The following is a 13524-nucleotide window of genomic DNA, read 5'->3' on the forward strand; positions in this document are numbered from 1 at the left end:
CCCCCCCCCCCGAGTCCGGGGCAGCGCCCCGTAACGGCCCGCACCAACCCCCCCGCCCCCGCACCCCCCGCATCGCACGCCGGGAGATGCGCCCCCCGCGCCCCCGCCGCCACGATGAGCCCAATTCCACAGGGCCGTCGAAGGAGGAATGGTGACCACAGCACTGGACGCCTACTACGGGACGTTCACCAGCGACAAGGAGAAGGAGGCGCTCGGAGTCCCCCTGAAGCTGGTGGGCGCCTGGGCCAGGAACGACGCCGACGGCGTCGCCGACGTCTTCACCGAGGACGGCGTCCTCATCCTGCCCGGCGATGTGTACAAGACCAGCCGCGAGGAGATCCGCTCCTTCATGGCCGCCGCCTACGCCGGCCCCTTCAAGGGCAGCGGCGTCACCGGCCAGCCCGTCGACCTGCGCTTCATCGGCGACGACGTGGCCCTGATCCGCACCCACGGCGGCATCCTCCCGCCGGGGGAGAGCGAGATCGACCCGGCCCTCGCCGTCCGCTCCACCTGGACCCTGGTGCGCCAGGACGGCGAGTGGAAGCTCACCGCCTACCAGAACAGCCCCCGCGGCTCGGGCGCCACGCTGCGCTGGTGACACCCCCTCCCACCCCACCGACTAGGCAGGAGAAACCGATGTCGAACCAGGCCGCCAAGGCAGCACTCCTCGTCGACCAGGCGAAGGAGTGGGCCGGCCACTACGGAGCCTTCCCCAACGGGGAGGAAGGCGCCGTCCTCAGCGTCCCGCTGCGATTCCGCGGCGCCTGGGACCGCAATGACGCCGACGGCGTCGCCGAGGTCTTCGCCGACAACGGCAGCCTCCTCCTCGGCGACGACCAGCTCCAGAGCCGCGAGGAGATCCGCACCCGCCTCGCCGAGAGCTTCGCCGGCCCCTACGGGGGCACCCGCATCACCCACGACCCCGTCGCGGTCCGCTTCATCACCGACGGTGTCGCCGTCGCCGTCACCGAGGGCGGCCTGCTCCGCGACGGCGAGACCACTCCCGCACCCGAACAGCTCGTCCGCGCCGTGTGGGTGACCTTCAAGCAGAACGGCGAGTGGAAGCTCTTCTCCTACCAGACCAGCCCCGTCAAGGGCTGACCACCGCGTCCCCGCCGGGAGACACCGCTGTGAAAGCACTCGTCCTCGCGGGCGGATCGGGCACCCGTCTGCGTCCGCTCAGCCACTCCATGCCCAAGCAGCTCCTGCCGATCGCCAACAAGCCCGTCCTGGAGTACGCCCTGGAGAACATCCGGGCCGCGGGCGTCCGGGAGGTCGGCGTCATCGTCGGCCAGTGGGCCGGGGAGATCGCCGAAGCCCTCGGCGACGGCTCCCGGTTCGGGGTGCGCATCACCTACATCCGGCAGGACCGGCCACTGGGCCTGGCCCACTGCGTCCGGCTGGCCCGCCCCTTCCTCCGCGACGACGACTTCGTGCTCTATCTCGGCGACATCGTTCTGCCCGACGGCATCACCGAGGCCGCCGCGCGGTTCGGACACGAGCGCCCCGCGGCCCATGTCATGGTCCGCAAAGTGCCCGATCCGCGCGCCTTCGGCGTCGTCGAACTCGACACCGGCGGACGGGTGAGCGCACTGGTGGAGAAACCGCTCCGCCCCCGCAGCGACCTCGCCCTGATCGGCGTCTACTTCTTCACCCCGGCCGTCCACCGGGCCGTCGCCGCCATCCGCCCGGGCACCCGCGGCGAACTGGAGATCACCGACGCCCTCCAGTGGATGGTCACCTCCGGCGCCGAGGTCACCGCCGGCGAACACGACGGCTACTGGCAGGACACCGGCACCGCGGACGCCGTCCTCGACTGCAACCGGCGCCTGCTCCCCACCCTCCACCACACCGTCCGCGGCGAGACCGACCACCTGAGCGTCCTCGACGGCCCGGTGACCGTCGAACCCGGCGCCCGGGTGATCGCCTCCGTCATCACCGGCCCGGCGATCATCGGCGCCGGCACCGTGGTCGAACACAGCCGGATCGGCCCCTTCGCCTCCATCGGCCGCGACTGCGTGGTGCGCTCCACCTGGGTCAGCGACTCCATCGTCCTGGACGGCTCCACCGTGGCCGACCTGCCCCGTCTGCACGACTCCATCATCGGCCGCTCGGCGACCGTCGGACCCTCGGGCGCCCATCACCGCCTGCTGGTCGGCGACCACACCCGAGTCCAGATCGCCGCATGAAGAGCAATCTCGAAGAAGAGCGGGACGCCCCGCCTCACTACCGTTTCCCCCAGACGACACGCAGCTTCCGAAACCCGCTGCGCAGGAGTGTGCGCCCATGACACAGAACGCCGACCCGGCGGAACTGACGGACAGACGCAGCCGGCCGGCCCCGGCCGCCCCGGCTCCCGTCCCCATCCCCGTCCCCGCGCCGGCCGCACAGCGCTCCTGGCTGCGCCGCCCCTGGATCCTGCCGCTGGGCCTGCTGGTCGCGGGCTTCCTCTACATGACCTGGCCCCGCTATCTCGGCCTGGACCCCTCCCAGTCGCTGATCCCCCTCGACCCGGGCTTCACGAGCCACTACGCGTTCCTCGTCCTGCACATCGTCTTCGGCACCATCGCCATCGTGACGGCCGTGCTCCAGGTCTGGCCGTGGCTGCGCCGCAACCACCCGGCCGTCCACCGCTTCAGCGGGCGCGCCTATGTCATCGGCGGCATGGTCCCGGCCGCGCTCCTCGCCCTGGTGATCATGCCCTTCGGCAACCTCACCGGCCTCGGCGCGGTGGGCACCACCCTCTGGGCGATCGGCGCCCTCGCCGTCACCATCGCCGGCCACCGCGCCGCCCGCGCCCGCCGCTGGGAGACCCACCGCACCCTCATGGTCTACAGCTTCGCCCTGTGCATGGGCCCGGTCACCGGCCGCGCCCTGTTCCACAGCGTCTGGTACGGCACCTCGCTGATACCCGACTTCAACTACGCACTGCTGCCCGTCCTGGCCCAGTTCGCCGGGTTCTGGCTGAACTGGATCATCACCGCTCTGGCCGCGTACTGGTGGCTGCGCCGCACCTCCGCCCGCCGGAGGGGCGCCGCAGCGCCCGCGCGGTAGCACCACGCACCAATCGGAAGGAACCACTCACCATGACCACTTTCGTGCTGATCCACGGCGCCGGCGACGCCGGATGGAGCTGGCATCTGGTCGAAGCCGCCCTCCGGGCCCGGGGCCACGACGTGGTCGCCCCCGACCTGCCCAGCGACGACGACACCGCCACCTACCCCGACTACGCCGAAGTCGTGGTCAAGGCCATCGGCGACCGCACCGACCTGGTCATCGCGGGCCACTCGCTCGGCGGATTCACCGCCCCCCTGGTGGCCGACCGCACCGGCGCCCGCCTCATCGTGATGGTCTCCGGAATGATCCCGCGGCCGGGCGAGAGCGTGAACGACTGGTGGGGCAACACCGGCCACAGCGACCTGGTGTACGAGCCGGCCGCGGGCGACGACGAGAACGCGCAGTTCTACCACGACGTACCGGCCGATCTCGTGGCCGGCGCGCTGAGCCGCGAACGCCGCCAGTCCGAGACCCCGATGGACAAGCCCTGGCCGCTGGAGCGGTGGCCGGACGTGCCCACCCGGGTCCTCATCGGCGGCGACGACCGCTTCATGCCCGAGGAGTGGAGCCGCAAGGTCGCCCGGGACCGCCTCGGCGTCGAGGCGGACGCGATCGAGGGCGGCGGACACTGCATCCCGCTCAGCCGCCCGGAGGAAGTCGCCGACTACCTGGAGCGGTACGCCGCCGAGTGACCCACCGCGCCCGAACCGGCCGAGCCCCGTACGCGTCACGCGTACGGGGCTCGCCCGCGTTCCGCCGCCGTCACGGACGCGACCGGCCGGTCACCTGATGGGGTGACATGCCTCCGGCCCGGCAGCAAGTCCGGTGCCCGGCGCGTACAACGTGATGACATGGGACTCGGGGACAGGCATCAGAAGAAGGACGTCGAAGCGGCCCTGAAAAGGGCGGAGGCGGCGGGGCTCAAGGTGACCCGTACGGGCAAGAACCATCAATGGGGTTGGGTGCTCTGCTGTCCGTGCAACCGTAAACACACGGTGCCCTGCACCCCGCAGAGTCCGGGGGAAGAGGCCCGGTACATCGATCGATTCACGCGGAGGCATGCGCACTGTGCGTAACTGGTACTTCAACCTGGTCCTCCAGGACCCTCTCACCGAAGAGCAGGACGACAGGCTGACGGAGCTGGCGAGCTTCCACGACGGACGCATCGGCCTGGAGACGGGGCCTGACTCCGCTCTGTTCTCGTGCTCCTTCGAGGCCGAGACGCTGACCCAGGCCATCGCCGACGCGCTGGCCCGATTCGTGGACCTGCCCGGTGTCCTGGTCCGCAGTGTCGAACTGGACGAGTTCGCCCTGGAGGACAACGGCATGGCGACCCCCGCCGTCCTCCCCCCGCCGCCCCCACTGGCGGACACTCCCTCGGCCCGCTGACGCCGCCGGCGACGAGCCCCGCTCCCTCCCGCCGGGGGAGCGGGGCTCTTCCGCGCCCGCCCGGCCGCATTCCCGTCCCCGCCCAACAGCGCAATCCGGAAGATGCCCGCCCCCCTGCCACGGTGCGACGCTCGACGCCGGCGGTCCTGCCGCAAACGCCCCGGCATCCCGGCCGGACGCTCCGCCTCGGCCGCGACGCCGCCCGGCCGGCCGCGGCCGTTCCCGTTCCCGGAAAGGACCTTCATGCGCGTCCTGTTCGTCACCTGCCTGAACAAATCGCAGCTGAACCTGATAGCCCCGCTGGCCTGGTCGATGCAGACCGCGGGGCACGAGGTGCGGGTGGCGAGCCATCCCGACCTGGCCGCCGACATCACCGGACTGGGCCTGATGCCCCACCCCGTCGGCGAACCGGCCCCCAACCTCCGCGACGATCTCGCGGCGGCCGAACCGGAGAAGCCGCCCGCCCCGCCGCGCCCGGCCGCCGGCACCGCACCGCGGCCCGCCTCCCGCCAGGACGAGTACGCGGCCGACGACCCCTACGGCGAACTCGCCGCCCTGGCCACCGACTTCTTCCCGCTCCTCTCCGACGACTCCACCTTCGACGACCTGGTGGAATTCGCCCGCCTGTGGAAGCCGGACCTGGTCATCTGGAACACCCTCTCCTTCGCGGGCCCCGTCGCCGCCCTCGCGAGCGGCGCCGCCCACGCCCGCTTCCTGTGGGGCGTCGACTCCCTCGGGCAGCTGCGCACCGCCGCCGCGGCCGAACTCGCCCACCGCCCCGACCCCATGCGGCAGTGGCTGCAGCCGGTACTCGACCGCCACGGCCTGAGCTGGAACGAGGAGATCGCCCTCGGCCAGTGGACCATCGACCCCTGCGCCGACTGGATCCACCACCCCCGAGGCATCCACTACCTCCCGGTGCGCCCCATCGCCTTCAACGGGCCGGCGCGCTCCCCGGCCTGGGTGTACGAGAAGCCCGAGCGCCGGCGTGTCTGCCTCACCCTCGGCTTCTCGCACCGCGAGTCCCACGGCATCGAGGCGTCCGCCGGTGAACTCCTCGAAGCCGTCGCCGACATCGACGCCGAGGTGGTGGCCACCTTCACCGCCAAGCAGCTCGACTCCTTCACCACCATCCCGGACAACGTCAGGCTGGTGGACTTCGTACCGCTGACCACCCTGCTGCCCACCTGCTCGGCCATCGTCCACCACGGCGGCCCCGGCTCCTTCAACTCCGCGATCGAGCACGGAGTCCCGCAGCTCATCGTCCCGGGCACGTACTGGAGCGAGAAGTGGTGGGCCCCGGTGGCCTTCGCCAACGGAGTGGAGGACCAGGGCGCCGGCGTCTATGTCGCCGACTCCGACCGGATCACCGCCGACCTGCTCCGCACCCAGCTGCTGCGCGTCCTGGACGACCCCTCCTTCGCGGCCAACGCCGCCCGGCTGCGGACCGAGCGCCTGGGCGCCCCGAGCCTGAACGACGCCGTCGCCGCGATGGAACGGCTGACCGCCGCCCACCGCGCCGCCGCCCGCCCCTTACAGACCTGAGAACCGGCCGGCCCGGACCCGACCCGACGGACCGGCCGCAAGCCCCACCCGTGAGCCCGTGCCGACCCGGCACCGGACCAATGGAAAGGAACGCCATGGAGACACCCCCCGAGACCGTTCCCCGGCCCCCCCGGGCCGGGCGGCGGGAATGGATCGGGCTGGCGGTGCTCGCCCTGCCCACCACCCTGCTCGCCCTCGATCTGGGCGTGCTCTACCTGGCGCTCCCGTATCTGAGCGCCGACCTCGACCCCAGCAGCACCCAGCAGCTGTGGGTCATGGACATCTACGCGTTCATGATCGCCGGGTTCCTCATCACCATGGGCACCCTCGGCGACCGCATCGGCCGGCGCAAGCTCCTGCTCATCGGCGCCGCCGCGTTCGGCGTCGCCTCCGTGCTGGCCGCGTACTCCAACAGCGCCGAGATGCTGATCGTCACCCGCGCCCTCCTCGGCATCGCGGGCGCCACCCTCGGCCCCTCCACCCTCGCCCTGATCAGCAACATGTTCCAGGACGAGAAGCAGCGCGGCATCGCCATCGCCGTCTGGATGAGCTGCTTCATGGCCGGCACCGCGATCGGCCCCGTCGTCGGCGGCGCGCTGCTGGAGTACTTCTGGTGGGGCTCGGTCTTCCTCCTCGGCGTCCCCGTGATGCTGGTGCTGCTGATCGCCGGACCCCGGCTGCTGCCCGAGTACCGCGACACCAGCGCCGGACGGCTCGACGCGGCCAGTGTGGCGCTCTCCCTCGCCGCCATCCTCCCCGTCATCTACGGCCTCAAGGAACTGGCCGCCCACGGCCCCTCCGCGACGGCGTTCATCAGCGGCGCCGTCGGCATCGCCTGCGGTGTCCTGTTCGTCGCCCGCCAGCGCCGGCTGGCCGCACCCCTGCTCGACATCAGCCTCTTCCGCAGCCGCGCCTTCTCCGGAGCCATGGGCATGCTGCTGATCGGCACCGCCACCATGGGCGGCGTCGGCCTCTTCGTCACCCAGTACCTCCAGATGGTCGACGGACTCTCGCCGCTCGCGGCCGGGCCGTGGATGCTGCCCTCCGCCCTGGGCACGGTCGTCGGCGCCATGCTGGCGCCCGCACTGGCCCAGCGCTTCGGCATGGGACAGGCCATCGCCGGCGGAGCGATCGTCTCGGCGATCGGCGGCGCCCTGCTCACCCAGGTCGGCCCCGGCTCCGGGGCACTGCCCGTCATCGCCTGCTTCACCCTCATCTTCCTCGGCCTGGGCCCGATGGCGGCCCTCAGCACCGACCTGATCGTCGGCGCCGCACCGCCGGAGAAGGCCGGTTCGGCCGCCTCGGCCTCCGAGACCAGCAGCGAACTCGGTGTCGCCCTCGGTGTCGCCCTGCTCGGCAGCGTCGGCACCGCCGTCTACCGGGCCGAGGCCGACAGCGGATACAGCGCCGACCTTCCCGCGCAGGCGGTGGACGCGGCACGCGAATCCCTCGCCGGCGCGTCGGCCGCCGCCGTCGATCTGTCCGACACCCTCGCCGCGGCGCTTCTCGGGCCCGCCCGCGACGCGTTCACCAGCGGCCTGACCACCGTGGCCGCCGTCAGCGCGGCCTCCATGGTGCTGCTGGCGGCACTCGCCGCCGGACTCCTGCGCACCCCGAAGAACACCGAACAGCCCGCCCCCGACACCGCCCCCGACACCGCCCCCGAGAACACGGCCGGGAAGACGGCCGAGACCGCCCCCGAGCCCGCACCCGCACCGGAGAACGAGCCCGCGCGGGCGGCCACCCCCGCCCCGTAGCCCATCCGCACCACCCCGCACACACCACCGCGGTCGTACGGGAACCCTCCGGCGAGGGTTCCCGTACGACCGCGGTTTCCGTCCGGCGGCCCGTGCTCAGCCGCTGATGGGGCTGGACTGATGGGACAGCAGCCGCGGCTGCCCGTCGTCCTCCAGCGCGATCACCCAGGTCGCCCGGATCCGGCGGTCCGGCGCTATCGCGCTCTCCCCGGGACGGATGATCCCGCCCTCGGTGACCGTCACCGCGGCCCGGTCGCCGAGGAACTTCAGATACAGCGGCCCCCCGCTCACCCGGGCCCCCTTCAGCGGCCCCGCGAAGCCCCGGGCCATATAGGCGCGAATCTCCTCACGGCTCGTCAGCTGCTCGTCCTGCATCAGCAGACTGCCGTTCTCCGCGAAGCAGTCCGCGAACGCGTCCGCGTCGTTCGCCGCCCAGGCCGCCTGCACCTTCTGGGCCACCGCGAGCACCGCCTTCTCGTCATCACCGGTGAAGGAGCGGTAGTACGAGAGGTCCTCCTCCACACCGGCGGCGGCCAGAATCTCTGTCGCACTGCCCCATGCCGTGACGGTCGCACTCATATCGGCTCTCCTTGTCAATTCACTGTCCGGCCGGCGGCCGGTGCAGGGCGGACCCCACGCCACATCGTCACACCCGCCGGGAAAGGGACGCGTCTTCAGAAATGCGGTGCACCCCGCGCGCCCACCCCGCCCGAAAACACCCCGCCGGCACCTGTTCAGGCACGTCAGGAGAAGAGCCGGAACCCCCGCTGCGCCATTCTTGGAACAATCGTTCAAGGAGGGTTCATGTACGACTACGTCATAGTCGGCGGCGGCTCGGCCGGCAGCGTCCTCGCAGCTCGACTGAGTGAGGACCCACAGGTCAAGGTGTGTCTCGTAGAAGCCGGGCCGGTGGATTCCGCAGAACAGATCCATATTCCGGCAGCCTTCTCGAAACTCTTCCGCACCCGCCTCGACTGGGACTACGACACACACGACGAGCCCTATCTGAACCGCCGCCGTGTCTATCTCCCGCGCGGCCGGGTACTCGGCGGAACGAGCTCGATCAATACACAGATCTACATCCGAGGGAACCAGGCCGACTACGACTCCTGGAATCAGCCCGGCTGGAGCTACCGCGAACTCCTCCCGTACTTCAAGCGCTCCGAGGACAATGAACGCGGCGCCTCCGACTACCACGGCAGCGGCGGCCCCCTCGCGGTCTCCGACGGCCGCGCCGCCAACCCCATGTCCACCGCGTTCGTCGAAGCCGCCGTCGAAGCCGGATTCGCCGCCAACGACGATTTCAACGGAGCCGCACAGGACGGATTCGGCGCCTTCCAGCTCAACCAGCGCGACGGCCGGCGCGCCAGCACCGCCACCGCGTTCCTGCACCCCGCGCTCGCCCGCCCCAACCTCACGGTCGAGACCAACCTCCAGGTGCACCGCGTCCTCATCGAGGACGGCCGCGCCAGCGGGGTCGTCGGCTACCGCCTCGACGAACTCGTCACCCTGCGCGCCGAACGCGAGGTCATCCTCTCCGCCGGCACCTACAACACCCCCCAGCTGCTCCAGCTCTCCGGCATCGGCCCCGCGGGCCTTCTCGGCGCCCTCGGCATCCCCGTCATCCTCGACCAGCCCCAGGTCGGACAGAACCTCCAGGACCACGTCCTGGTCCCGCTGGTCTACCCGCACGAACACCCCATCAGCATGCTCGCGGCGGGCAGCCCCGAGAACGTCGAGCGGTTCATCGCCGAGGGACGCGGCCCGCTCACCTCCAACGGCCCCGAAGTCGGCGGATTCGCCCGCACCGACAGCTCACTGGCCGCCCCCGACGTCGAATACCTCGCCGCCCCGGTGATGTTCACCGACAGCGGCCTCGGCATCCCCACCGCACACGCCCTCACCTTCGGGCCCTCGCTCCTGACCCCGCACAGCCGCGGCGAGGTCGGCCTCGCCTCCGAGGACCCCACCGCCAAACCCCGCATCCTGCACAACTACTTCGCCGAGCGGGCCGACCTCGACACCGCCGTCGCCGCCCTGCGCATCGCCCTCGACATCGCCGGCCAGAAGGCCCTCGCCCCCTACACCGCCACCCCCCACCTCCCGCCGGCCTCCGCGTCCGACGCCGACCTGCGCGCCTACATCCTGCGCGTCACCCACTCCATCTACCACCCCACCTCCACCTGCGCCATGGGCGCCGTGGTCGACGCGGAACTCAAGGTCCTGGGCGTCGACGGACTCCGGGTCGCCGACGCCTCCGTCATGCCGGCCGTGCCCCGGGGCAACACCAACGCCCCCACCATCGCCATCGCCGAGAAGGCCGCCGACCTCATCAGGGGCCGCTCCCTCACCCCCGCCGACCTGCCCGCCCGCACCGAGCCGGCCGGCCGCGCCGGAGCCGTACCCGCCGGCGTCTGACCCGTACACACACCGAAAGGGCGGTCCGGCACCCGAGTGCCGGACCGCCCTTCCGCACTGCCCCGGCCGCGTCAGCGGCCGGACAGCTCCCGGTACCGCGCGATCTCCGCACAGACCAGATCCACATCGTCCGTGCTGTTGAAATAATGGAACGAGATCCGGGCGAACTCCCCGCGCGGCGCGATCCGGATCCCCCGGGACGCCAGATGGCCGCCCAGCGCCCGCGGATCCGCGTCCCGCAGCGCCACATGCGCACCCCGGTCCCGCGCATCCGCCGGACCGGCCAGCCGCTCACCCGCCGCCGCCAGCGTCCGCGCCGCACGCTCCGTCAGCGCCGACACATGCCGCCACACCTCGTCCGTACCCGCCCGCTCCAGCAGCCCCAGCGCCGCATGCGCCGCGTACGCCGCCGGCACCGCGTGATTCCCGGTCTCCAGCCGCCGCGCCCCGTCCGCGAAATCCAGCGTGAACGCGTCGAACGCGTCCGGATCGACCCGCCCGAACCAGCCGGTGAACACCGGATCCCGGTCCCCGCGCACCCCCGGACGCACATAGAGAAACGCCAGCCCCGGCAGCCCCAGCACATACTTCTGCGTACCCGACACCAGATAGTCGACGCCCAGCGCGCCGACATCCACCGGCTCCACCCCCACCGACTGATACGCGTCCACGAACGTCCGCGCCCCGGCCTCCCGGGCCAGCGCCGCGATCCGCGCCACCGGCAGCCGGGTCCCCTCCCGGTAGGTCGTCGTCGGCAGGGACACCAGCGCGGTCCGCTCGTCGATCAGCTCCGCGTACCCCGCCAGCACCTCCTCCGGCTCACCCCCCGGCACGAACACCACCTCCGCGCCCAGCACCCGCTGCGCCAGCAGCACATGGGCGACCGTGGGGAACTCCTCCTCCGTGGTGACCACCCGGGGCCGCAGCCGCCAGTCGGTCGTCGACGCGACCTGATACGCCCCCTGGGTCGCGTTGGGCATCAGCGCGATGTCCCCGGGCCGCGCACCGATCAGCGCCGCGAACCGGGCACGCGCCTCCTCGATCACCGTCTCCCACACCGGCCACGGCGCCCCGGGACCGTCCATCGCCCCGAACATGGCCCGCACCGCACCCACCACATCGGTCGACGGCGCGCCCAGCGAACACGAACTCAGGTGAACACCGCGGCGCAGCATCGGGAAACGCTCCCGGAACGCCGCCGCGTCCAGCCGCCCCGCCCCGCCCGGCCCGGCGGCCCGTGCCGCCGCCCCGGGTGCGGTCCGTGACCCGGTGCGCGGGCTCGTCGCGGTCATGAGGAACCCCCCTGACCGCCCGCGGGCCTCGCGACCGCGCCCGGCACATCCACCGCCGCCGCGTTGGCGAGCGCCGCCTGCCGCGGCATCCCCATGTAGTGAATGATCACTTCATGATTGGTGGAGGTCACCGCGTTGTGGGACCCCGTCCGGTAATAGAGGTCCAGCGCCACCGGCTGCGCCCGCAGATCCGGTACCTCACCCGACCGCAGCGCCGCGACAACCGCCGGCACGTCATACGCCAGCAGCACGTTCTCCCGTACGTGATAGCCCTCACCGCGCAGGGACACCACCGGCAGCTCCGGCTCCCCGCCGCCCTCCACCACCGGATGGGTCAGCAGGTCGTAGCGGAAGATCTCCTCGACCACCGCCGCCTCGGCCGCGGGCAGCCGGGGCCGTATCTCCGCACCCCACCACCGCCGCAGCAGCTCACGCCCGCCGGGATCGGTGTAGAAGAGCGTCACCCCCTGCGCGATGTCCCCGGTCCCGCCGATGGAACTCGCCATCGCCTCCCGCAGCGGCTCGGCCGCCGGATCACCGGAGTTCTCGATGAACGAACCGATACTGCGCAGCGCCTCCGACTGGCTGATCCCCGCCAGCTCCCGCAGCCCCACCCAGGTGGACCGCAGCACACACATCTCCGCGATCACCCGCGCCCAGTACAGAAAACGCTGCATCCGCTGGTTCTCGGCGAAGGTGACGGTGCTGTTCGCCAGCATGTACTCGAAGTCGTCGTTGTCCCCGCGCACCGACACGATGCCGTACCGCGACTTCTGCTCCGAATAGTCGGTGTTGGGCAGCATCAGCATCGGATAACAGGCGATCCGCGAGACCCGGCGCGAGAGCTTGTCGTACCCCGCCATGAAGGACTCCACCGTCTCACCGGGAGCCCCCCAGATCAGCTCGGCGTACAGATCGAGCCCCTCCTTGTCCAGCCGCTCCGCGAGATCCTCCCAGTCGTTCACCTTCATGTTCCTGCGGTTCATCAGACCCAGGGTGGTGTCGTCCAGCGTCTGCAGGGCCAGCGTGAACGAACTCCGCATCCCCGCCCTCTTCATCTTCCCCACGATCTCGAAGAACGACTTGGACTTGTTCTTCGCCCACGACGTCTCCACCGCACGCGGAAATCCGTACTTCTCGCGCAGCTCGATCAGATCATCGATGAAGTCCACATCACCGCGCAGCAGGCCGAAGTTGGCGTCACACAGCACAATCGTATGCACCTGATGTCTGGCGAAGAGCTCCAGCTCCGCCCGCAGCCGCTCCCGGGAGAACGCCCGCACCTTCTGCCCGACCGCCCCGCCCCAATAACAGAAGGCACACTTGTAGGGACACCCGCGGTTCGTCTCCATGATGGCCACGTCGTACCGGAAGTTCCCGGCCCCGTCCGTCAGCTCCAGCGCCCCCGTCAGAAACGGCGAGGGAATGTCATTCAGATCCTCGATGCGGTCCCGGTCGGGATTTCGGCACACCGTGCCGTCCTCCGCCCGGTACGTCAGACCCGTTATCCCGTCCAGCTCCCGCGGCGACACCCCGTCGAGCCGGGCGGCCACGATGTCCCGGAAGACGAACTCACCCTCCCCGTTGACCACGGCATCGACCTCGGGGAACATCCGGAACACCCGGTCGCCCTGGTGGGCCACGTGCGTACCGCCCATGATCACCCAGCCGTCCGGGTTGAGCTGCTTGAACGTCTCCGCCAGACACCCGAACGTACGGAAATTCCAGCCGAGCACCGAGAACGCCAGAACATCCGGAACACTGTCCCGGAACATTTCATTCGCCATACTGGAAAGGCTCTTGCCGCCCCGGTAGTTGAGAATTCGGATATCCGCCTCGCGGGCAATGCGCGGATCGGCGAGAGCGGTTGACTTCATGTACCCCATGGCCAGCGGCATCGATTCCATCGGGGAATCCCAAACGCTCTGCTGCACCAGGTAGACCAGGGCTTTCTCACGCGACATCGTCAGGACTCCCTTGATTCCGCTCCGGCGGAAGTGCGATTCCCCCAGGGTGGCCGCGGCGCGGCGAGCGGAACATCTCCGAGGATGCGCAACAGCCCGCCG

General features: G+C 71.1%; 13 protein-coding genes. 10 read left to right on the forward strand and 3 right to left on the reverse strand.

Annotated elements, in window-relative coordinates; genetic code table 11:
• The first annotated feature begins 148 nt into the window (after positions 1-148).
• From AAFN69_RS27695 to AAFN69_RS27735, 9 genes are all read left to right on the forward strand, one after another.
• The gene (locus AAFN69_RS27695) at positions 149-598 is read left to right on the forward strand and encodes an SgcJ/EcaC family oxidoreductase (RefSeq protein ID WP_347731564.1); all 450 of its coding nucleotides are present in this window, start codon (positions 149-151) and stop codon (positions 596-598) included.
• Between the two features lie 38 nt (positions 599-636).
• Positions 637-1101, forward strand: a complete 465-nt coding sequence (locus AAFN69_RS27700; protein WP_347731565.1) for an SgcJ/EcaC family oxidoreductase — start codon at positions 637-639, stop codon at positions 1099-1101.
• A 29-nt stretch (positions 1102-1130) separates the two neighbouring features.
• The gene (locus AAFN69_RS27705; protein WP_347731566.1) at positions 1131-2189 is read left to right on the forward strand and encodes a glucose-1-phosphate thymidylyltransferase; all 1059 of its coding nucleotides are present in this window, start codon (positions 1131-1133) and stop codon (positions 2187-2189) included.
• Positions 2190-2286: 97 nt separating this feature from the next.
• Positions 2287-3054 (forward strand): DUF2306 domain-containing protein, encoded by a 768-nt coding sequence (locus AAFN69_RS27710; protein ID WP_347731567.1) that lies wholly within the window; start codon positions 2287-2289, stop codon positions 3052-3054.
• A gap of 32 nt (positions 3055-3086) precedes the next feature.
• The gene (locus AAFN69_RS27715) at positions 3087-3749 is read left to right on the forward strand and encodes an alpha/beta hydrolase (protein ID WP_347731568.1); all 663 of its coding nucleotides are present in this window, start codon (positions 3087-3089) and stop codon (positions 3747-3749) included.
• 159 nt (positions 3750-3908) lie between these two features.
• Positions 3909-4133 (forward strand): hypothetical protein, encoded by a 225-nt coding sequence (locus AAFN69_RS27720; protein ID WP_347731569.1) that lies wholly within the window; start codon positions 3909-3911, stop codon positions 4131-4133.
• Positions 4126-4446 (forward strand): hypothetical protein, encoded by a 321-nt coding sequence (locus AAFN69_RS27725; protein WP_347731668.1) that lies wholly within the window; start codon positions 4126-4128, stop codon positions 4444-4446. Before AAFN69_RS27720 ends, AAFN69_RS27725 begins: the two co-directional genes overlap by 8 nt.
• A 243-nt stretch (positions 4447-4689) precedes the next feature.
• On the forward strand, positions 4690-5991 hold the full coding sequence (locus AAFN69_RS27730; RefSeq protein ID WP_347731570.1) for an activator-dependent family glycosyltransferase: 1302 nt from the start codon (positions 4690-4692) through the stop codon (positions 5989-5991).
• 95 nt (positions 5992-6086) lie between these two features.
• Complete coding sequence (locus AAFN69_RS27735) at positions 6087-7748, forward strand: MFS transporter (RefSeq protein ID WP_347731571.1); 1662 nt, start codon at positions 6087-6089, stop codon at positions 7746-7748.
• Between the two features lie 96 nt (positions 7749-7844).
• Here AAFN69_RS27735 and AAFN69_RS27740 read toward each other — a convergent pair whose 3' ends face one another.
• A complete protein-coding gene (locus AAFN69_RS27740; RefSeq protein WP_347731572.1) occupies positions 7845-8327 on the reverse strand; it encodes an SgcJ/EcaC family oxidoreductase in 483 nt (160 codons plus the stop codon).
• Positions 8328-8552: 225 nt separating this feature from the next.
• Here AAFN69_RS27740 and AAFN69_RS27745 point away from each other — a divergent pair, with 225 nt between their 5' ends.
• Entirely contained in the window at positions 8553-10166 is a 1614-nt protein-coding gene (locus AAFN69_RS27745) for a GMC family oxidoreductase N-terminal domain-containing protein (protein ID WP_347731573.1), read from the forward strand.
• A gap of 71 nt (positions 10167-10237) precedes the next feature.
• On the opposite strand, the gene AAFN69_RS27750 is transcribed toward AAFN69_RS27745, so the two are convergent.
• Positions 10238-11458, reverse strand: a complete 1221-nt coding sequence (locus AAFN69_RS27750; RefSeq protein WP_347731574.1) for an aminotransferase class V-fold PLP-dependent enzyme — start codon at positions 11456-11458, stop codon at positions 10238-10240.
• Entirely contained in the window at positions 11455-13422 is a 1968-nt protein-coding gene (locus tag AAFN69_RS27755) for a KedN5 family methylcobalamin-dependent radical SAM C-methyltransferase (RefSeq protein WP_347731575.1), read from the reverse strand. The genes AAFN69_RS27750 and AAFN69_RS27755 overlap by 4 nt, the downstream gene beginning before the upstream one ends.
• Between the last annotated feature and the right edge of the window lie 102 nt (positions 13423-13524).

Origin of the sequence: Streptomyces sp. CAU 1734 (assembly GCF_039888735.1) — a bacterium.
GTDB lineage: Bacteria > Actinomycetota > Actinomycetes > Streptomycetales > Streptomycetaceae > Streptomyces.